Genomic DNA, 19,925 nt, shown 5'->3' on the forward strand with positions numbered 1-19,925 from the left:
CCCGACCTGGGCTCGAACCAGGGACCTACGGATTAACAGTCCGGCGCTCTACCAACTGAGCTATCGGGGAACATCTACCACATGAAACTGATTAAAAAGCCCAGCAATCCGACTGGGCTTTTTGGAAACTGCGTGCTGGAGTTTTTTGGCTCCCCGACCTGGGCTCGAACCAGGGACCTACGGATTAACAGTCCGGCGCTCTACCAACTGAGCTATCGGGGAACATCTACAGCAGAGAAGCGGAATTATAGGGAGCGTCTGCTACCCTGTCAACGGCGAATCTTCACTCGATACGACTTGTTTCATTGCGTCGAACTTCTCCCAAGACCATTCCCCTGGCCGACGCACAAGCCCTCAACGCTCGAGCAGATTCAGCTTGTCCTTCACGTCCTTGAACTCTTCGGCTTCGGGCAGCGGCGCCTTCGTCTTGGTGATGCTCGGCCAGTTGCGCGCAAGTTCGGCGTTCAGCTCGGTGAAGTGCTGCTGGTCGCCCGGCACGTCTTCCTCGGCGTAAATGGCATTCACCGGGCATTCGGCCACGCACACGGCGCAGTCGATGCACTCGTCCGGATCGATCGCGAGAAAGTTGGGACCTTCACGGAAGCAATCCACCGGGCACACATCCACACAATCGGTGTAGCGGCACTTGATGCAGCTTTCGGTCACAACGTGAGTCATTCAGGCTCCTGCATGCGAAATTCGTGGGGGCGCCGCCGGGCGGGCTGCATGGGCGCGCCGGGTCGTTCGTCGAAACGCATATTGTAGCGTAACGGTAAAAAGCGGCGCGAGGGCCACGGCGTATGGCTTATATCGATTCGCAATGTATGTATGCCCGGTTCTTAAAAAGGGCGCGCATTCGGGTAACATGGACCAAAGGCTCGCGGCGCGTCGTCGCGCGGTCTGCTCGCTTCGATGTGTCCTAGTCAGAACCATGATCATCAATTCGCTGCTCGATACCGACCTCTACAAGTTCACGATGATGCAGGTCGTGCTGCATCACTTCCCGGCCGCGCATGTCGAGTATCGCTTTCGCTGCCGCACGCCCGAGGCCGACCTCGTGCCGTATATCGACGAGATTCGCGATGAAGTGCGCCAGCTCTGCAGCCTGCGCTTCAGGGAAGAAGAGCTCGACTATCTCCGGCGCATGCGCTTCATGAAGAGCGATTTCATCGACTTCCTCGCGCTCTTTCATCTCAACGAGAAGTCCATCCGTATCTCGCCGTCGCCGAAGAACAATGGTGAGATCGACATCATGATCGAAGGGCCGTGGCTGCATACGATTCTCTTCGAGATTCCGGTGCTCGCGATCGTCAACGAGGTGTACTTCCGCAACACGCAGCGCAAGCCGGAGTACGAAACCGGGCGCGAGCGCCTGCGAGACAAGATCAAGCTGCTCGCCACGCCGCCCGAATACTCCGATTGCAAGATCGCCGATTACGGCACCCGCCGCCGTTTCTCGAAGCAGTGGCACGAGGAAGTCGTGCTGACGCTGAAGGAGCGGCTCGGCGAGCAGTTCGCGGGCACGAGCAACGTCTTCTACGCGATGAAACACGGCCTGCGTCCGCTCGGCACGATGGCGCACGAATATCTGCAGGCGTGTCAGGCGCTCGGCCCGCGCCTGCGTGATTCGCAGATCTTCGGCTTCGAGATGTGGGCGAAGGAGTATCGAGGGGATTTGGGTATCGCGCTGTCCGACGTGTACGGCATGAAGGCGTTTCTGCGCGACTTCGATATGTACTTCTGCAAGCTCTTCGACGGCGCGCGCCACGATTCGGGGGATCCGTTCGACTGGGGCGAGCGCCTCATCAAGCACTACGAGGAGAATCGCTGCGATCCGCGCACGAAGGTGCTCGTGTTCTCGGACGCGCTCGATATCCCCAAGGTGCTGCAACTGTACGAACGCTTCCGCGGGCGCTGCCAGCTCGCGTTCGGCGTCGGCACGAACCTTACGAACGATCTGGGTTATCAGCCGCTGCAGATCGTCATCAAGATGGTTCGCTGCAACGGGCAGCCGGTCGCCAAGCTCTCCGATTCGCCGGGCAAGAACATGTGCGACGACAAGGCGTATCTTGCCTATCTGCGTCAGGTGTTCGGCATCGAGCAGCCCGTCGGGGAAGGCTGAAGCGCACGCGGCCTATGCCGTTCGGCCGAGGTCCGCGCGCGCGGACCGGTCGATATAATCGGCTCCTCATCGCGGATTCATCGCCGCGAACGTTTCCCCGCACGCAACATGAGGACGGCACCATGGATACATCGGCCGCGCGCCGCAACATTCTCGCGCGCATTCGCAGCGCGCAGGGCAGAAAAGGCGCGCCGACGGACGCCGAACGCGCCGCCGCCGACGACTACGTGCAGCGGCATCCCGCCGGTCCCCGTTCGCCGCTTCCCGCTACCCGCGACGAACTGATCGCGCGTTTTACTCTGGAGGCCGAACGGCTTGCGACGACCGTGGCCGAAGTCGGCACGCTCGACGAAGCACCGGCCGAAGCGGCGCGCTATCTCCACGCGCTCGATCTTTCCTGCGATGCCGTCGCGTGGCCCGCGCTCGCCGAATTGCCGTGGGCGCAGGCGGGCATCGCGGCGTCGCTGCGCAAGCCGGCGGACGCGGACCTCGTCGGCATCACCGGATGCTTCTGCGCAACCGCCGAGACTGGCTCGCTCGTGTTGCTTTCGGGAGCCGACACGCCCGCATCCGGCGCGTTGCTGCCGCAGACGCATATCGCCATCGTCCCGGCATCGCGCATCGTCGCATCGCACGAAGATGCGTTCGCGCTGATCCGCGCGGAGCGGGGCGAACTGCCGCGCGCCGTCAACTTCGTGTCGGGACCGTCGCGCACGGGCGATATCGAGCAGACCATCGTGCTCGGCGCGCATGGGCCGTATCGCGTGCATGTGATCGTCGTGCGGGGAGCGTGAGCGGCATGCGGCGTTTCGTTTTTGGCTTGCTGTCGCCGTTGCTCGCGATGTCCGGCGCATCGGCGGCCACGCTCGATGGCGCGTCGCTGTCGGCGGCGTGGGGCATTCCGTTCACCGGCGTTCTGCTTTCGATCGCGGTATTTCCGCTCGTCGCGCACCGGTTCTGGCATCACCATTTCGGCAAGATCGCGGCCGCGTGGGCGCTTCTGCTGCTCGTGCCGTTCGCGTTCGCATTCGGCGCCAGCGCGGCGTTCGGCTTGCTCGTCCACGCGATGCTCGAGGAGTACGCGCCGTTCATCATCCTGCTCGCGTCGCTTTATACGGTGGCGGGCGGCATCTGCGTGCGCGGCAACCTGCACGGCTCGGCGCGCGTCAACACGGCGCTGCTCGCGCTCGGCACCACGCTCGCGAGCGTCATGGGAACGACGGGCGCGGCCATGCTGCTCATCCGTCCGCTTCTGCGCGCGAACGACAATCGCAAACACGTGGTGCACGTCGTCGTGTTCTTCATTTTTCTGGTGGCGAACGCGGGAGGCTCACTGTCGCCGCTCGGCGATCCGCCGCTCTTTCTCGGCTTTCTCAACGGTGTCGGCTTCTTCTGGACGACGCTGCATCTCGCCCTGCCGATGCTGTTCATCTGCGGCATCCTGCTCGCGCTCTTCTATGCGCTAGATAGCTATTACTGGCGCAAGAAGGAGGAAACGCGATCCGGCTTTCTCGATCCGACGCCCGATACGCGCGGCTTCAGCATCGACGGCAAGGTCAACTTCGTGCTGCTCGCGGCGGTCGTCGCGCTCGTGCTGATGAGCGGCGTGTGGAAGCCGGGCGTCGAATTCAGCGTGTTCGGCGCGCACGTCGCGCTACAGAACATCGTGCGCGACGCGGCGCTGGTCGCCGTGCTGGTTGCATCGCTCATGCTGACGCCTCGAAGCGCGCGCGCAGGCAACGCGTTCGACTGGGCGCCGATCCAGGAAGTCGCCAAGCTGTTCGCCGCCATCTTCGTGACGATCGCCCCGGTCATCACGATCCTGCGCGCGGGCGAGGCGGGTGCGCTCGCGGGCATCGCGCACGCGGTATCGGATGCGAACGGCAAGCCGATCGACCTCGCGTACTTCTGGGCGACCGGCCTCTTGTCCTCGTTCCTCGACAACGCGCCGACGTATCTCGTGTTCTTCAATCTCGCCGGTGGCGACGCGCAGACGCTGATGAGCTCCGGCGCCACGACGCTCGCCGCGATATCGGCGGGTGCGGTCTTCATGGGCGCGAACACGTATATCGGCAATGCGCCGAATTTCATGGTGAAGGCGATCGCGGAATCGCGCGGCATCCGCATGCCGGGTTTCTTCGGTTATATGGGCTGGTCGTGCGTCGTCCTGTTGCCGCTCTTTGCTGTTTCCGGCTGGCTATTTTTCTAGGAGCAATCGATGAAGAAGGTACTTGTCGCACGTCCCACCTTTCCCGATGTGATCGAGCGCCTGAAGCAGTATTTCGAAGTCGATCTGAACCCGGGCGACGTGCTTGCGCAAGACGAGTTCGCGCGGCGTCTTGCCGACAAGGACGGCGCGTTCACGGCCGGTGAGATGGTCGGCGAGAAGGAACTGGCGGGCGCGCCGAACCTGAAAGTGGTCGCCAACATGGCGGTCGGCTACAACAATTTCGCTATGCAGGCATTCGACGCGCACAAGGTGCTCGGCACCAACACGCCGAACGTGCTGAACGAAACCACGGCCGACTTCGGCTGGGCGCTGATGATGGCGGCGGCGCGCCGCATCACCGAGTCCGAGCACTTTCTGCGCGCGGGCAAGTGGCAGAAGTGGTCGTTCGATTCCTTCCTCGGCGCGGACGTCTACGGCTCGACGCTCGGCGTGATCGGCATGGGACGCATCGGGCAGGCGCTCGCGCGGCGCGCAAGCGGCTTCAACATGCGCGTGATCTATCACAACCGCTCGCGCGTCGCGCCGGAGATCGAGGCCGAACTGAACGCCGAGTATGCGTCGAAGGAAGACCTGCTGAAGCGCGCGGATCACGTCGTGCTCGTCGTGCCGTATTCGAAGGAAAGCCATCACACGATCGGCGCGGCCGAACTCGCGCTGATGAAGCCGTCGGCGACGCTGACGAACATCGCGCGCGGCGGCATCGTCGATGATGCCGCGCTGATCGAAGCCCTGCGCGAAAAGCGCATCGCGGCGGCGGGCGTCGACGTGTTCGAAGGCGAGCCGAATCTGCATCCCGGTTTTCTCGCGCTGGAGAACGTCGTGCTGACGCCGCATATCGCGAGCGCGACCGAAGCGACGCGCCGCGCGATGGCCAATCTCGCCGCCGACAACCTGATCGCCGCATTGGGCGAAGGGCCGCGCGCCGGCAATCCGCCGAATCCGATCAACCCTGGTGTGCTCGCGAAATGATCGAAGTGCTGTATGGCGCGGTCGCCGTGCTGGCGGTGGCGCTGGTCATCGTGCTGTTCGCGCTGCTGTCGATGATGCGGCGCGGATCGAACGTCGATATCGAAGAGGAGTTCGCCGCGCTCACCGATCGCGTCAACGACATGGGCGAAGCGCACGCGCGCGCGCAGGAGCGGCTCGAACGCGGCTTGCGCGGCGACATCGCGGAGAGCGCGCGCGTGTCACGGATGGAATCGCAGGGCGGCTTCGCGCAGTTCCATCAGACGCTGGCGACGCAACTGGCGAGCACGTCGAGCGTGCAGAACGCGCAGTTCGACGCGCTCGCGCAGCAACTCGCCCAGCAGAGCCAGCAGGCGCGCGAGGATCAGGGCAACGCGCTCAAGCGCTTCGCCGATTCGATGACGCTGCATCTCGCGCAAATGTCCGAGACGAACGATCGCCGGCTCGCCGAAGTGCGCGCGACGCTCGAAGCGCGTCTCAAGGACATCGAAGCGAACAACGCCGCGAAGCTCGACGAAATGCGCCGCACCGTCGACGAAAAGCTGCACGCGACGCTGGAGCAGCGGCTTGGCGAATCGTTCAGGCTGGTATCGGAGCGGCTGGAGCAGGTGCATCGCGGACTTGGCGAGATGCAATCGCTGGCAGCGGGCGTCGGCGATCTCAAGAAGGTGCTCACCAACGTCAAGACGCGCGGCATCTGGGGCGAAGTGCAACTCGAATCGTTGCTGGAGCAGTTGCTGACGCCCGATCAGTACGCGAAGAACGTCGCGACGATCCCGAACAGCACCGAGCGCGTCGAGTTTGCGATCAAGCTGCCGGGCCGGCACGACGCGCCCGGTGTAGCGGGTTCATCCGGCGATGTCGCCACGCCCGTGTGGCTGCCGATCGACGCGAAATTTCCGCGAGAGGATTACGAGCGCCTCATCGATGCACAGGAGCGCGCGGACCCGGTTGCGGTGGAAGAGGCGTCGCGTGCGCTGGAAGGGCGCTTGCGCGCCGAGGCGAAAGTCATCGCGCAGAAGTACGTCGCGCCGCCGCATACGACCGACTTTGCCTTGCTCTTCCTGCCGACCGAGGGTCTGTATGCGGAAGTGCTGCGTCGTCCGGGGCTGAGCGACTTTCTACAGCGCGAACATCGGGTGACGATCGCCGGTCCGACGACGCTGACCGCGTTGCTCAACAGCCTGCAAATGGGCTTCAGGACGCTTGCCATCGAGAAGCGTTCGAGCGAGGTGTGGCAAGTGCTCGGCGCGGTCAAGACGGAATTCGGCAAGTTCGGCGACGTGCTGGCGAAAACGAAGGCGCAGCTGGAAACCGTCACGCGGTCGATCGAGGCGGCGCAGACGCGCACGCGTCAGATGGGCAAGCGCCTGCGCGACGTCGAAGCGTTGCCGCACGAACAGGCGGCGGGGCTGCTTGGGGATGCGTCGTCGCCCGAAAGCGACGACGAAGTCTGAGCGGCGTTCAATCCGCTGCGTTGGCGAGGCGATTCAACGAATCGCCTGTCACGCGCACGACGCGCCAGTCGGGCAGCACGGTCGCGCCCATCTTCTCGTAGAAGTCGATCGCGTTCTGATTCCAGTCGAGCACCGACCACTCGAATCGTCCGCACTGCCGTTCGACCGCGAGGGCGGCGAGCTTCTTGAGCAGCTTCGTGCCGAGGCCGCTGCCGCGCAGCGCGGGGCGCACGTACAGGTCTTCCAGATAGAGGCCGCGCTTTGCGAGGAAGGTCGAGAAGTTGTGGAAGAAAAGCGCATAGCCGACGACTTCGCCTGCCTGTTCCACAACGAGCGCTTCCGCTGCAGGCCGGGTGCCGAAGAGCGCGTCGTGCAGGCTGCTTTCGGTCGCGACGAAGAGATGCGTGAGCTTCTCGAATTCGGCCAGTTCGTACATCAGCGCGAAGACCGCGCCCACATCGGCGGGTTTGGCCGCGCGGATCGACGCGGCGCTCATGCTTCCTCCGGCGCGTCGGACAACACGATCTCGATGCCGCCGAAGCGCGACGCCACCCAGTTGTACGCGTGGCACGCGATCCACAGCAGGATGAAGCCGAGAATCGCGTTCAGCAGCAGGGCGCTCGTGACCGTGCTGAATTCGACGGAGCCGTATCGCACGAACGCGACCACCACGCCGAGCAGCACGATCGGCACGCTGAACGTGAGGTACACGAGGATCAGCGCCTTCGCGGTCTGCCCCGGCGCGATGAAAGAAATCTGCTTTTTCATGAAAGGAAAGCCCCGTCTGTCGATGATTGGGAGTGAGTGCCGCGGCGGCGCGTGCCAGTCTTGCCCGCCGTCAGATGAGTCCGTCGAAGGGAACGATGTTCACTTCGTCGCCGGCGGCGACGTCGGCGCGGTCGTGTTCGAGCACGATGAAGCAGTTCGCTTCGCTCATCGAACTGAGCACGCCCGACCCTTGCGGGCCGGTCGTGACGACGCGCCAGAGGCCGGCGTCGTCACGCGTCGCGATGCCGCGCTGAAATTCAGTGCGGCCTGAGCGCTTTTTGAGCGGCTCGTCCGAACGCGCGCGGATGGTCGTCAGCGTTTGCTGCGTCGCGCCCGACATCGCGAGCAGCGCCTCGCGCACGATGAAGTAGAACGTCGCCATGACCGCGACCGGATTGCCCGGCAGCCCGAAGAACAACGCCGGCTTGCCCGCACCCGCGCGCTCGCCCGACCACAGGCGGCCGAACGCGAGCGGCCGTCCGGGGCGCATCGCGATCTTCCAGAACGCGACGTCGCCGAGCGAATTCATCAACTCGCGCGTGAAGTCCGCATCTCCGACCGATACGCCGCCCGAACTGATGACGACATCCGCCGCTTCCGTCGCACGGCGCAGCGCGCTTTCGAGCGACGCACGATCGTCGCGGACGATGCCGAGGTCGACCGTCTCTACGCCGAGGCGGCGGAGCATCGCAAAGAGCGTGTAGCGGTTGCTGTCGTAGAGGCTGCCTGGAGTCAGCGGTTCGCCGACCGAGCGCAACTCATCGCCGGTCGAAAAAAACGCGACGACGACGCGCTTCTTCACCGCCACATCCGCGATGCCGAGCGATGCGAGCAAGCCGAGATCCGACGCGCGCACGACGCGGCCCGCGCGCAACGCCGGTTTGCCGCGTGCGAGATCTTCTCCCGACAGCCGCCGGTTCTGGCCCGCGCGCACGGCGGCAGCGGCAAAGCGGATCGAATCGCCTTCGCGCGTGACGAGTTCCTGTTGGATAACCGTGTCGCAACCGGGCGGCATCAGCGCGCCCGTCATGATGCGCACGCATTGACCGTCAGTTGGCTGCGCGGTGAAGGGCTGCCCGGCGAGCGCGGCACCCGCGACGCTCAATTCGACGGTCTTCCGCGCGGAAGCCAGCGCCGCGCCGGAGAACGCGTAACCGTCCATCGCGGAGTTGTCGAAGGCGGGGACATCGATGGGCGAAATCACGTCTTCCGCGAGCACGCGGTCGAGCGCATCGAACAGGCTGACCCGCTCCACGCGCCCGTCGTGCGCAAGCGGCAACGCCCATTGACGCACGATTTCCTGCGCTGCTTCGACGGGCAACGCGTTCGGATCGTAATGAGCGACGCAACCGGAAAGTGGCTTCAACGTGATCATGAATCGGAGAGAGGCGCGACGAACGCGGGCGAGGGACCGGTTGCGAAGATGCCAGGGCAAGCGGGACAAGCGGGCGCCGATGTCTTCGACTAGCGGCGCTCCAGCTCCGCTAGCTGGCGCAAATCATTGATATTGTAAAACGCACGGTCATCGTCAAATGGCACTTGCGCCGCCTTGTGGCGTGCGTACCACGCGCGCACTTTGCGCTCGCCGGATGCGAGCCAGGCGTCGAGATCGTCGGCGAGGGACGCGCGCACGAGCGCGAAAACCGGATGCGCGATGCGCTCGCCCGAAGGCTCCGTCGTCGCGGCATAGGCGATATCGACTTGCGCTTCGTCGAGTGCGCGTGCGAGCAAAAGGCCGAGCCGCTCATTGACGAAAGGTGCATCACACGGAGCGGTCAGCACGAACTCTGTCTGCGCGGCGCGCAAGCCCGCCGCGATGCCCGCGAGCGGGCCGGGATAATCGCCGAGCGTATCGGCGATTACGCGGGCATCGAACGGCGCAACGAGCCGCTCGTACGCCTCGATGTTGCGGTTCGCGCTGACGAGCATCGCGCCGGCTTGCGGCGCGAGCCTGCGCAGCGCGTGCAGCGCGAGCGGCTCGTCGCGATACAACTGCATGCCCTTGTCGACGCCGCCCATGCGCGAGCCGCGTCCGCCCGCGAGCACGAGACCGGTGATATCGGAGCGGGAAGTGCCAGCACTCACGAGCGGCGCGTCCGTTCAGCCGCCGATATACGACATTTCGACGCGCGGCCCGTCTTCGCGCACCGCCGCCGAAGCGCTGCCGCGCAACTGCGAGTAGCGGTCGCCGCGCGCTTCCCACACTCGCGCGATTGCGGTCGCGACGGTCTCGTCGCTTGCGCCGCCGCGGATGAGTCCGCGCAGATCGTGGCCGGACGTTGCGAAGAGGCAGAGGTACAGCTTGCCTTCGGTCGACAGCCGCGCGCGCGTGCACGAGCCGCAAAACGCACGCGTCACGCTCGAAATCACGCCGATTTCGCCGCCGCCATCGCGATAACCCCAGCGCTGCGCCGTTTCAGCGGCCGTGTGTGCTTCGAGCGGCACGAGCGGAAAATGCTCCGCGATCCGCTCGACGACCTGCGCCGACGCCAGCACTTCGCTCATGTTCCAGCCGTTCGACGCGCCGACATCCATGTATTCGATGTACCGCAGAACGGCGCCGCTTCCCTTGAAGTGCCGCGCCATCGGGACGATTTCCTGATCGTTCGTGCCGCGCTTCACGACCATGTTGACCTTCACAGGCGCGAGTCCCACCGCTTGCGCAGCCGCGATGCCGTCGAGCACGTCGGCGACGGCGAAATCGGCGTCGTTCATGCGGCGAAATAGCGCATCGTCGAGCGCGTCGAGACTGACGGTGACGCGCGACAAGCCCGCATCCTTGAGCGACTGGGCCTTGCGCGCGAGCAGCGAACCGTTGGTGGTCAGCGTGATGTCGAGCGGGCGGCCTTCGGGCGTGTGCAGGAGCGCCAGGCGTTCGATCAGGAATTCAAGGTTCTTGCGCAGCAGCGGTTCGCCGCCCGTGAGCCGTACTTTCTCGACGCCATGCGCGACGAACACCCGCGCGAGCCGCTCGATTTCCTCGAACGACAGCAGCGCCGAATGCGGGAGAAACTGGTAATCCTTGTCGAATACTTCGCGCGGCATGCAGTAGACGCAGCGGAAGTTGCACCGGTCCGTCACCGATATGCGCAAGTCGCGCAAGGGGCGCGCGAGCGTGTCCGTCAGCAGCCCGGAAGGCGACGATGCATCGCCGGAGTAATCCGGAATCGCGCTGACATCGGCGAGAGGGATGATGCGTCGGGACATAAGGCGTTGGAACTCGGTGGGAACGATGCGGAATCATTTCATTTTAGCGGAAGCGCGCCTGCCGGGTCGGCGCCGCCCGCGACGCGTCGCCTCGGGCTTTCCACTATCGCTGCGCAATAAAAAACGCCATCGACCGAAATCGATGGCGTTTTCGTTACTGCTCACACAGCCGGCGTTGCCGGCGGCGTGATTGCGCTCAGTGCGCGTCCTTGCCGGTTTCCACTTGCTGCATCGGCGCGGAGTCGAGCGGCGGGAGCGGCTTGCGCTCGCGCGGCACGCGCGCCGGCTGCGGCTCGCTCGCGGCTGCGGCGCTTGCTTCGCGCAGCTTGTTCGCGTCCGTGCCAACCCACACGAGGCCGGCGGTTTCGAGCATCGGCTTCAGGGCGTCCGTTCCCGTCGACGTTGCCGGCGCTGCCGGCTTTTCCGTCGGCGCGGGCGTTGCAGCCGTTGCGGGCGTTGCAGCCGTTGCAGCCGATACCGCCGTGGCCGCCGGCGTCGGTTCGACCGCTTCGCTCTTCACCGGCTCGGCTTCGATCGCCACCGGTTCCGCGCGCTCCGTCGCTGCCGCTGCCGGATCGGCCTTGATCGGCTCGACTGCGGTCGCTTCCGGCGTGCTGGCGATGGCCGCCGGCTTCAGCGGTTGCGACAGCTCCGCAGCTTCCGGTTCGGCTTCGGCGGCCGCCTGAGCAGGCACGGACGCTTCTGCCGGAGCAGAGGCGAAGGGGTCGGCCGGCTTCGTTTCCGACATGTGCGGCGTCGGACCGAACGGGTTTTCGACTGCCACAGCGGGCGCGGGCTTCGCGAAGATGTCCACCGTCGACGCGACGGCTTGCGGCGCTTGCACCGGTTCCGGCTTCGTCTCAGGCTTCGTTTCGGCGTTTGCCTCAGCCGCACGCTCGGCCTGCGCGGGCGGCACTTCGGCGATGACCGGCGCGGATTCCACCGGCTTCACGTCGCGGCTTTCCGTAACCGGCTTGTCGGCGGCGGCAGGACGCGGTTCGCGACGAGCGGACGCTTCCTGCGCGGCTTCGGCGTCGAACACGCCGGCTTGCGCGGACATGCTGTCGGCTGCGCCTTCGGCTTCCGCGACATCGGCGGCGTGATTCACCGTCGTGCCTTCTTCGTCACGATCGCGGCGGCCGCCACGACGGCCACGGCGACGACGGCGGCGCTCTTCGCCATCGCGTGCGGCGGCCTGATCCGCGAACGCGTCGACGCCTTGCTCCGCATCGGCGTTGAATTGCGCTGCATCGACGATATCGGAATCGATCGGCTCCGACGGCGTCAGCGCCTCGACGGCTGCTTCGGGCTGAGGCTTGCGGCGCTCGCCGCGCTCCGGACGCTCGGCGCGCTCAGGGCGTTCCGCGCGCTCGGCTCGTTCCGTACGCTCCGTGCGTTCCGTACGTTCCGTACGTTCCGTACGTTCGACGCGCTCACCGCGTTCCGCACGTTCCGCACGCTCGGGGCGCTCCGCACGCTCACGGCGTTCCGGACGCTCGGCGGCTTCAGGACGCGCTGCGCGTTCGGCGTTGCGATCCTGTCCGCGTTCGCGGGTTTCACGCGGCTCGCGCGCCTCACGCGGCTCGCGGGCCTCGCGCGGTTCACGCACTTCGCGCGGTTCGCGTGCTTCACGCGGTTCACGGGCCTCGCGTGCTTCGCGCGGCTCACGCACTTCACGCAGCTCGCGGCCTTCGCGTCCGCTGCGCACTTCGCGGTCTTCGCGACGCGCGCCTTGACGGCCAGCGCCATTGCCGCCGGTCGCGGCGCCAGCGGCGCCCGCCGCCGCGCCTTCGCGTGCGGCGCCGCCACGGCGATTGCGATTGCGGTCGCCGCCGCCTGTGCGCTCGCCACGCTCACCGCGTTCCGTGCGTTCACGTTGCGGACGCGTCGCCGGTTGAGCTTCGACGGGTGCCGGAGCCGGCTTCGCTTCCGGCTGAATGCCGAACAGGTTCTTGATCCAGCCGATGAAACCGCCGCTCGCCGCAACCGGGGCCGGCGCAGGCGCGGGGGCCACGGCTTCGACAGGCGCGGGCTTCACCGGCGCGCTCGGCGCCGGCTTTTCGGGCGTGATGCCCTTGACCGCCGCTTCCTGCTTCGGCTTCACTTCCTCGCTGCGCTTGCTGTAGCCGGTTTCCGACTCGAGTTCGCTCGCCGCTTCGACGGCCATCTTCCACGACGAGCGCGGCTCGTCGAGGCGGGCATCGTCGTGACGCAGACGTTCCAGTTTGTAATGCGGCGTCTCCAGATGCTTGTTCGGGATCAGCACGACGTTGACCTTGAAGCGCGACTCGATCTTGTTGATCTCCGAGCGCTTCTCGTTGAGCAGGAAGGCGGTCACTTCGACCGGCACCTGGCAGTGAATTGCCGCGGTGTTTTCCTTCATCGCTTCTTCCTGAATGATCCGCAGCACTTGCAGCGCGGACGATTCGGTATCGCGAATGTGGCCCGTTCCGTTGCAGCGCGGGCAGGTCACGTGGCTGCCTTCCGACAGTGCCGGACGCAGACGCTGGCGCGACAGTTCCATCAGGCCGAAGCGCGAAATCTTGCCCATCTGAACGCGTGCGCGGTCGTGTTTCAGCGCGTCTTTCAGGCGCTGCTCGACTTCGCGCTGGCTCTTCGCCGACTCCATGTCGATGAAGTCGATCACGATCAGACCGCCGAGGTCGCGCAGGCGCAACTGGCGCGCGACTTCGTCGGCGGCTTCGAGATTGGTGCGCGTGGCGGTTTCTTCGATGTCCGCGCCCTTGGTCGCGCGGGCCGAGTTCACGTCGATGGCGACGAGCGCCTCGGTGTGATCGATCACGATCGCGCCGCCCGACGGCAGCGGCACCGTGCGCGAGTACGCCGTTTCGATCTGATGCTCGATCTGGAAGCGCGAGAAGAGCGGCACGTCGTCGTGATAGCGCTTCACCTTCGAGAGGTTGTCGGGCATCACGATGTCCATGAAGGCGCGCGCCTGGTCATGGATTTCGGTCGTGTCGATGAGAATTTCGCCGATGTCCGGCTGGAAGTAATCGCGAATCGCGCGGATGACGAGGCTCGATTCGAGATAAATCAGCATCGGCTGGCCGGCGACGCCGCTCTGCGACGCAGCTTCGATCGCGCGCCACAGTTGCATCAGGTAGTTCAGGTCCCACTGGAGCTCTTCCGCCGAACGGCCGATACCCGCCGTGCGCGCGATGATGCTCATGCCTTCCGGCAAATCGAGCTGCGCCATGGTTTCGCGCAGTTCCTGCCGCTCGTCGCCTTCGATCCGGCGCGACACGCCGCCGCCGCGCGGGTTGTTGGGCATCAGGACGAGGTAACGGCCGGCCAGCGAAATGAACGTGGTCAGCGCCGCGCCCTTGTTGCCGCGCTCTTCCTTTTCGACCTGAACGATGAGTTCCTGGCCTTCGCGCAGCGCGTCCTGGATACGCGCGGAGCGCATGTCGACGCCATCGCGGAAATACTGGCGGGCCACTTCCTTGAACGGCAGAAAGCCGTGGCGATCCTCGCCGTAGTTGACGAAGCAGGCTTCGAGCGACGGCTCGATGCGGGTGACGACTCCCTTGTAGATGTTGCCTTTGCGCTGTTCGCGCCCGGCGGTTTCGATGTCGATATCGATGAGCTTCTGCCCATCGACGATGGCGACGCGGAGTTCTTCCTGCTGCGTCGCATTGAACAGCATGCGTTTCATTGAACGGCTCCAGAGCAGCTCTGCCGTCCCTCGTCTTGCGAATCGCCGCCGGTGAGTCGACATCGGGCGCGCGAAGCGGGAGGGCGTGCATGCCACGCTTTTTGTGTGTTGTCACAAAGCACGCTGGAGCGGAATTTCTGGCGGGAGAATTGCCGAAAGCTGGCTGCGGCGCCGGAAAGCGGCGGCGAAGCCATGGGGCACATGCGACAACAGAGGCGCCGAGGGCGATGCAGCCCGCGCGAGGATGACGGCGGCGCGGAGGTTCCGCGTCTCAAAATGGACGCGCCGAAGCCGCTGCGCTCTTGATACAGAGCCTTTCTTCCTCCCGACAGCGACCACGATGCAAAGAGCGGCCGAGGCAGTCCCGCGCAACCGGCGCGATGCTTCGTTGCCCATCTTCACCATCGCGGCCATGCCGCGCCGGCCGCCGCAGGCCAGGTGCTCCCGGCGGCGTGCCGTGTCTCGCCTCATGCGACGCTTATTTCGCCTCTCGCGCTTCGCCGGAATCAGCGCAGCAGCGGGTTGCGTCGTCAGTTGTTCGCAAACCGGCGAGCCGCGATGTGCCGTTTTCGCCCCATGCGCGATGGCAGGGCTGAATCGGGCGGGCAACCGGGTGTACGTCCGGACGCCAATCGCTTCTCGCCGATGAAATTCTTTTTGACCAGAAATCCGTTACCGTCGGCGATCGACACGACCGAACGCGCCTGTGGGCTCCGTCCCTGCCGGTGATATCGCCGTGCGTGCAACTCGTCGCTCTATTTTCCGGGCGAGCAACTGACCCTGGGCGCAAGTAAAATAATGATTTATTGCTTGCACCGGAACAGTCTGAACAATCTCGATTGCGGTATTCGTCTACCGCGCCCGTTTCAGGCTGCTCGCAAATTATATTCAGAATGAATGAGTTAGGCAAAAAATCCCATAAACCGGTCGCAAGTGAGCAGGTGTCGATGATCGAAATCGACGAAAACGCCGCCGGTCAGCGCATCGATAACTTCCTTTTACGCGTCTGCAAAGGCGTCCCGAAAAGCCATATTTATCGCATTCTTCGCAGCGGCGAGGTGCGGGTGAACAAAGGCCGCATCGACGCCGCGTACCGCCTGGAACTGGGCGATCTCGTGCGCGTGCCGCCGATCCGCGTCGCCCAAGCCGACGAAGCGCCGGTGTCGTCCAATGCGCCCGCCGCCGAATTTCCGATTCTTTTCGAAGACGACCATATGATCGTCATCGACAAACCGTCGGGCGTGGCGGTGCACGGCGGCAGCGGCGTCGCGTTCGGCGTCATCGAACAATTGCGCAATGCGCGGCCGCACGCGAAGTTTCTGGAACTCGTGCATCGGCTGGACCGGGAAACGTCCGGCGTGCTGATGCTCGCGAAAAAGCGCGCGGCGCTCGTCAATCTGCATGAGCAGATTCGCGAAAATCGCATGGACAAGCGTTATTACGCGCTCGGGCACGGTGACTGGCCGAGCGACTGGGGACGGCGGCGCATCGTGAAGGCGCCGCTGCACAAGTACGTCGCGGCCGACGGCGAGCGGCGCGTGCGCGTCCAGGAAAACGGATTGCCGTCGCACACGGTCTTCAACCTGATCGAGCGATGGGACGATTACGCGTGGGTCGAGGCCGAACTCAAGACCGGGCGCACGCATCAGATTCGCGTGCACATGGCGAGCATCGGGCTGCCGATCGCGGGCGACGCCAAATACGGCGACTTCCCGCTGAACAAGGAACTCGCGCGGCCGAGCGCGAATCCGTCGCTCAAGCGCATGTTTCTGCACGCGTATCGCCTGAAAATCACGCATCCGGCGACGGGTGCGCCGCTGCAATTCGAGGCGCCGCTTCCGGCGGAGTGCCGGCGCTTTATCGAACAACTCAAAAATCGAGAGACATAAATGGCGCGGCAGCAATTCGATTTGATCGTATTCGACTGGGACGGCACGCTGATGGATTCGACCGTCCACATCACGCGCAGCATTCAGGCGGCCTGCCGCGACCTGGGGCTGCCGGTTCCGGCCGATGAGTCCGCGAGCTATGTCATCGGCCTCGGGCTCAAGGACGCGCTGCAAATCTGCGCGCCGACGCTCGATCCGAAGGACTATCCGCGTCTCGCGGAGCGTTACCGCTTTCACTTCCTCACGACGGGCCAGCAAACCGAGCTGTTCAAGGGCGTGCGTGAACTGCTGCAGGAATTGCGCGACGAGGGCTATTTTCTCGCCGTCGCAACCGGCAAGAGCCGCGTCGGTCTGAACCGGGCGCTGGATCAGTCGCGGCTGACGAGCCTGTTCGACGGCACGCGCTGTGCCGACGAAACCTTCTCGAAGCCCCATCCCGCGATGCTCCACGAACTCACGCGCGAACTCGGGCAGGACTTGTCGCGCACGGTGATGATCGGCGACACGACTCACGACCTGCAAATGGCGATCAACGCGGGGGCGGCGGGCGTGGGCGTCGCGTATGGCGCGCACCCGGCGAATTCGCTCACGGCGTTGCAGCCGCGTTTTTGCGCGGATAGCGTCGCGTCGCTGGCGGGCTGGCTGCGGGAGCACGCATGAACGAATCGCTGCAGCCTGGACATGAAGCGGTGCGCGTCTGCGCATCGGACGAACTGGCCGATGGCGGCGCGGGCGTGCGCGTGGCGGCCAGGGAAGCGAGCGGCGAGGCCGTGGTCTTCTTCGTGCGCTACGACGGCAAGCCGTACGGCTATCTCAATCGTTGCGCGCACGTGCCGATGGAACTGGACTGGAACGAGGGCCAGTTCTTCGAAAGCTCGGGCCTATACTTGATGTGCGCGACGCACGGCGCCATCTACGAGCCCGACAGCGGCAAATGCGTCGGCGGACCGTGTCGCGGCGCGCGCCTTCGGCCCGTGAGCGTGGAAGAGCGCGAAACGCCGGAAGGCCGCGCGGTCTTCTGGCTGCCCGATGACACGCTTCGCCCCGCCTGATTTCCTTCTTTCTTTTTGACGCGGCTGCACGCCCGGAAGACCACGCATGTCCGATAACCTTTCTTCCAACCCGCGCGGCAACGACCACTGGGAGCGCGACGCGCTCGAGCGAATCGCGCTCGCCGCCATCCGAGAGCAGCGCGCGGCGCGGCGCTGGCGCATCTTTTTTCGCTTCGTGTTTCTGGCGGTGATCCTCTTCATCGCGTGGGGCGTGTTCGACTTCACCGGCGATCACGTATCGAAAACCGCGAAGCACACGGCGCTGATCGACCTGCAAGGGGAAATCTCCGCCAACAGCGACGCCAGCGCCGACAACATCGGCGCGGCGCTCGAAAGCGCGTTCGAGGACGAAGGCACGGCCGGCGTGATCCTGCGCATCAATAGCCCGGGCGGCAGTCCGGTGCAGGCGGGCATCGTCAATCGCGAGATCGGGCGGCTGCGCGCGAAATATCCGAAGACGCCGCTTTACGTCGTCGTCGACGACATGTGCGCGTCGGGCGGTTATTTCATCGCGGCGGCGGCGGATCGTATTTATGTCGATCGCGCGAGCATCGTCGGGTCGATTGGCGTGCTGATGGACGGCTTCGGCTTCACCGGCCTGATGGACAAGCTGGGCGTCGAGCGCCGCATGCATACGTCGGGCGCGAACAAGGGCGCGTTCGATCCGTTCTCGCCCGAGACGCCGCAGATGACCGCGCACGCGCAGGACATGCTGAACGCAATCCACAAACAGTTCATCGACGCAGTGAAGCAGGGCCGCGGCAAGCGTTTGAAGGACGATCCGGAGCTCTTCTCCGGCATGTTCTGGACGGGCGAGAAGAGCGTGGAGCTCGGTCTTGCCGATGGTTTCGGCGACGCGAATTACGTCGCGCGGGAAGTCATCAAGCAGCCGGATATCGTCGATTACACGCAGAAGGAAAGCATCGGCGAGCGCGTGGTGCGGCGCTTCGGGGCTTCCGTCGGCGATGCCGCCGTGCGCGCGCTGACGCTCGGCGGCAAACCGCAACTGCGCTGAGAGTTACGAAGCCAGCAGCAGGAAGATCGCCGGGCGCTTGTGCAAATCGGGCGCGGCGGCTTTCTTCCAGTCCGCCGCCGTGCGCGTGACGATGGTTTCGCCCGGCAGCGTCAGATCGACCGCGACGGATATCAGCGTCGACGGCGCGCAGGTCGCAATCAGCGTGTCGAGCATCGCGCGATTGCGGTAAGGCGTCTCGATGAAAATCTGCGTCTGGTTCGCCTTGCGCGACAGTTGCTCCAGCTCGCGCAGGCGCTTGCCGCGCTCGCTTGCATCGACTGGCAAGTAGCCGTTGAACGCGAAGCTCTGGCCGTTCATGCCCGATGCCATCAGCGCGAGCAGAATCGAACTCGGGCCGACGAACGGCACGACCTTCACGCCACGCTGATGCGCGCGCCGCACGAGCAGCGCGCCGGGATCGGCGACAGCGGGGCAGCCCGCTTCCGAGACGAGGCCGGCGTCCGCGCCCGCGAGAATCGGCGCGAGCAGCTTGTCGATTTCGGCGGGCGGCGTGTTCCCATTCAGCTCGCGGATTTCGATTTCCTGAATCGGCCGCTCGGTGCCAACTTTTTTCAGAAACGCGCGCGTTGTCTTCGCGTTCTCGCCGATGTAGTAGCCAAGCGCTGCGGCGCGCGCACGCACCGGCTCCGGCAAGACTTGCGCGAGCGCGTCGGCGTCGCCTTCACCCAGGGTGTTGGGGATCAAATAGAGGACGCCGGTCATGCCGCCTCCAGCGGTGAAAAACCGGCGGCGCGCAGCATCTTCGTCAGCGCGATGAGCGGCAAGCCGATGAGCGCGGTCGGGTCGTCGGACTCGATGGCATCGAGCAGCGCGATGCCCAGTCCCTCCGATTTCGCGCTTCCCGCGCAGTCGTATGGCGTTTCCGCCCGCAGATAGGCTTCGATCTCGTCGTCGGTGTAGTCGCGAAAGCGCACGCGCGTCACGATGTCGGCGGATTGCACGCCGCCCGTGCGCGCGTCGAAAACGCAAAGCGCGCTGTGGAAATCGACGGTGCGTGCGCGCATCGCCTGAAGCTGTGCGACGGCGTTCTCATGCGTGCCGGGCTTGCCGATCTGGCGGCCGTCGAACGTCGCCACCTGATCGGAACCGATCACGATGGCGTCGCGCGTATCGCCGATGCGATCCGCCGCTGCACGCGCCTTCGCGATGGACAGCCGCACGGCCGTCGCCTCGGGCGTTTCGCCGGGAAGCGGCGTTTCGTCGATATCGGGCGATATGACGTCGAAGGGGACTCGAAGGCGTTCGAGCAACTCGCGCCGGTAGGGCGAGCTCGACGCGAGAACCAGGCGCACTGGACGCTTCGGTGAAAGGGGCGGTGAATCGGTAGCCGGCATGAGCGAAATCAGCAAGAAGTCAGCGGAAGTGGGAGAAAAAGCGGCGGGACGCCGGTGCAACAGTGGCGCACCCTTAAGTGTTTGACTCGAAAGAACAAAGCCTATATGATTTTGGGCTTTTCATCGGCTGGCGGTTAGTCATCGCTCGATGAAGCGAGCCGGGAAGGCCGGAGCAGGCGCAAGCAGGC

18 protein-coding genes and 2 tRNA genes are annotated in these 19,925 nt (G+C 65.0%); 9 read left to right on the forward strand and 11 right to left on the reverse strand.

The genetic code is table 11. From position 1 onward, the window contains the following. From AB6804_RS12000 to fdxA, 3 genes are all read right to left on the reverse strand, one after another. Positions 1 to 68, reverse strand: a tRNA-Asn gene (locus AB6804_RS12000). Between the two features lie 78 nt (positions 69 to 146). Continuing rightward, positions 147 to 222, reverse strand: a tRNA-Asn gene (locus AB6804_RS12005). A gap of 132 nt (positions 223 to 354) precedes the next feature. Further along, positions 355 to 678 carry a ferredoxin FdxA gene (gene fdxA / locus AB6804_RS12010; RefSeq protein ID WP_035959621.1) on the reverse strand — a complete coding sequence of 108 codons (324 nt, stop codon included), beginning with the start codon at positions 676 to 678 and terminating at the stop codon, positions 355 to 357. Positions 679 to 931: 253 nt separating this feature from the next. On the opposite strand from fdxA, the gene pncB reads away from it, so the two are divergent. The 5 genes from pncB (at position 932) to AB6804_RS12035 (ending at position 6,775) form a co-directional block, all read left to right on the forward strand. After that, on the forward strand, positions 932 to 2,122 hold the full coding sequence (pncB, locus tag AB6804_RS12015) for a nicotinate phosphoribosyltransferase (protein WP_244794333.1): 1,191 nt from the start codon (positions 932 to 934) through the stop codon (positions 2,120 to 2,122). A gap of 122 nt (positions 2,123 to 2,244) precedes the next feature. After that, complete coding sequence (locus AB6804_RS12020; RefSeq protein WP_370886647.1) at positions 2,245 to 2,916, forward strand: lactate utilization protein C; 672 nt, start codon at positions 2,245 to 2,247, stop codon at positions 2,914 to 2,916. A gap of 5 nt (positions 2,917 to 2,921) precedes the next feature. After that, positions 2,922 to 4,331: a sodium:proton antiporter gene (locus AB6804_RS12025; protein ID WP_370886648.1), complete on the forward strand. Its 1,410-nt coding sequence runs from the start codon at positions 2,922 to 2,924 to the stop codon at positions 4,329 to 4,331. Between the two features lie 9 nt (positions 4,332 to 4,340). Further along, positions 4,341 to 5,321 carry a 2-hydroxyacid dehydrogenase gene (locus AB6804_RS12030; RefSeq protein WP_370886649.1) on the forward strand — a complete coding sequence of 327 codons (981 nt, stop codon included), beginning with the start codon at positions 4,341 to 4,343 and terminating at the stop codon, positions 5,319 to 5,321. Beyond that, positions 5,318 to 6,775: a DNA recombination protein RmuC gene (locus AB6804_RS12035; RefSeq protein WP_244794337.1), complete on the forward strand. Its 1,458-nt coding sequence runs from the start codon at positions 5,318 to 5,320 to the stop codon at positions 6,773 to 6,775. Before AB6804_RS12030 ends, AB6804_RS12035 begins: the two co-directional genes overlap by 4 nt. A gap of 7 nt (positions 6,776 to 6,782) precedes the next feature. On the opposite strand, the gene AB6804_RS12040 is transcribed toward AB6804_RS12035, so the two are convergent. The 6 genes from AB6804_RS12040 to AB6804_RS12065 all read right to left on the reverse strand — a co-directional run bounded on the left by AB6804_RS12040 (position 6,783) and on the right by AB6804_RS12065 (position 14,426). Then, positions 6,783 to 7,271 carry an N-acetyltransferase family protein gene (locus tag AB6804_RS12040; protein ID WP_370886650.1) on the reverse strand — a complete coding sequence of 163 codons (489 nt, stop codon included), beginning with the start codon at positions 7,269 to 7,271 and terminating at the stop codon, positions 6,783 to 6,785. After that, positions 7,268 to 7,543: a hypothetical protein gene (locus AB6804_RS12045; RefSeq protein ID WP_035959615.1), complete on the reverse strand. Its 276-nt coding sequence runs from the start codon at positions 7,541 to 7,543 to the stop codon at positions 7,268 to 7,270. Before AB6804_RS12045 ends, AB6804_RS12040 begins: the two co-directional genes overlap by 4 nt. A 70-nt stretch (positions 7,544 to 7,613) precedes the next feature. Then, positions 7,614 to 8,918 carry a gephyrin-like molybdotransferase Glp gene (gene glp, locus AB6804_RS12050; RefSeq protein WP_370886651.1) on the reverse strand — a complete coding sequence of 435 codons (1,305 nt, stop codon included), beginning with the start codon at positions 8,916 to 8,918 and terminating at the stop codon, positions 7,614 to 7,616. A gap of 89 nt (positions 8,919 to 9,007) precedes the next feature. After that, positions 9,008 to 9,562: a molybdenum cofactor guanylyltransferase MobA gene (gene mobA / locus AB6804_RS12055; protein ID WP_370886821.1), complete on the reverse strand. Its 555-nt coding sequence runs from the start codon at positions 9,560 to 9,562 to the stop codon at positions 9,008 to 9,010. An 81-nt stretch (positions 9,563 to 9,643) separates the two neighbouring features. Continuing rightward, positions 9,644 to 10,750: a GTP 3',8-cyclase MoaA gene (moaA, locus tag AB6804_RS12060; protein ID WP_370886652.1), complete on the reverse strand. Its 1,107-nt coding sequence runs from the start codon at positions 10,748 to 10,750 to the stop codon at positions 9,644 to 9,646. Positions 10,751 to 10,946: 196 nt separating this feature from the next. Further along, positions 10,947 to 14,426, reverse strand: coding sequence for an Rne/Rng family ribonuclease (locus AB6804_RS12065; protein ID WP_370886653.1), 3,480 nt, complete (start codon positions 14,424 to 14,426; stop codon positions 10,947 to 10,949). A gap of 893 nt (positions 14,427 to 15,319) precedes the next feature. On the opposite strand from AB6804_RS12065, the gene rluC reads away from it, so the two are divergent. Genes rluC through AB6804_RS12085 form a run of 4 tightly spaced genes read left to right on the forward strand, consistent with a single transcriptional unit; the run spans position 15,320 to position 18,382 of the window. Beyond that, positions 15,320 to 16,315: a 23S rRNA pseudouridine(955/2504/2580) synthase RluC gene (rluC, locus tag AB6804_RS12070; RefSeq protein ID WP_035959608.1), complete on the forward strand. Its 996-nt coding sequence runs from the start codon at positions 15,320 to 15,322 to the stop codon at positions 16,313 to 16,315. After that, positions 16,316 to 16,975, forward strand: a complete 660-nt coding sequence (locus AB6804_RS12075; RefSeq protein ID WP_244794341.1) for an HAD-IIIA family hydrolase — start codon at positions 16,316 to 16,318, stop codon at positions 16,973 to 16,975. Beyond that, the gene (locus AB6804_RS12080) at positions 16,972 to 17,367 is read left to right on the forward strand and encodes a Rieske (2Fe-2S) protein (protein WP_370886654.1); all 396 of its coding nucleotides are present in this window, start codon (positions 16,972 to 16,974) and stop codon (positions 17,365 to 17,367) included. Before AB6804_RS12075 ends, AB6804_RS12080 begins: the two co-directional genes overlap by 4 nt. A gap of 46 nt (positions 17,368 to 17,413) precedes the next feature. Beyond that, entirely contained in the window at positions 17,414 to 18,382 is a 969-nt protein-coding gene (locus AB6804_RS12085) for a S49 family peptidase (RefSeq protein WP_370886655.1), read from the forward strand. 3 nt (positions 18,383 to 18,385) lie between these two features. Here AB6804_RS12085 and AB6804_RS12090 read toward each other — a convergent pair whose 3' ends face one another. Both AB6804_RS12090 and AB6804_RS12095 read right to left on the reverse strand, forming a co-directional pair. Beyond that, positions 18,386 to 19,105: an SAM-dependent methyltransferase gene (locus tag AB6804_RS12090; RefSeq protein ID WP_370886656.1), complete on the reverse strand. Its 720-nt coding sequence runs from the start codon at positions 19,103 to 19,105 to the stop codon at positions 18,386 to 18,388. Next, complete coding sequence (locus AB6804_RS12095; protein ID WP_370886657.1) at positions 19,102 to 19,737, reverse strand: Maf-like protein; 636 nt, start codon at positions 19,735 to 19,737, stop codon at positions 19,102 to 19,104. The genes AB6804_RS12090 and AB6804_RS12095 overlap by 4 nt, the downstream gene beginning before the upstream one ends. Between the last annotated feature and the right edge of the window lie 188 nt (positions 19,738 to 19,925).

Source organism: Caballeronia sp. RCC_10 (assembly GCF_041360715.1).
GTDB classification, from domain to species: Bacteria; Pseudomonadota; Gammaproteobacteria; order Burkholderiales; family Burkholderiaceae; genus Caballeronia; species Caballeronia grimmiae.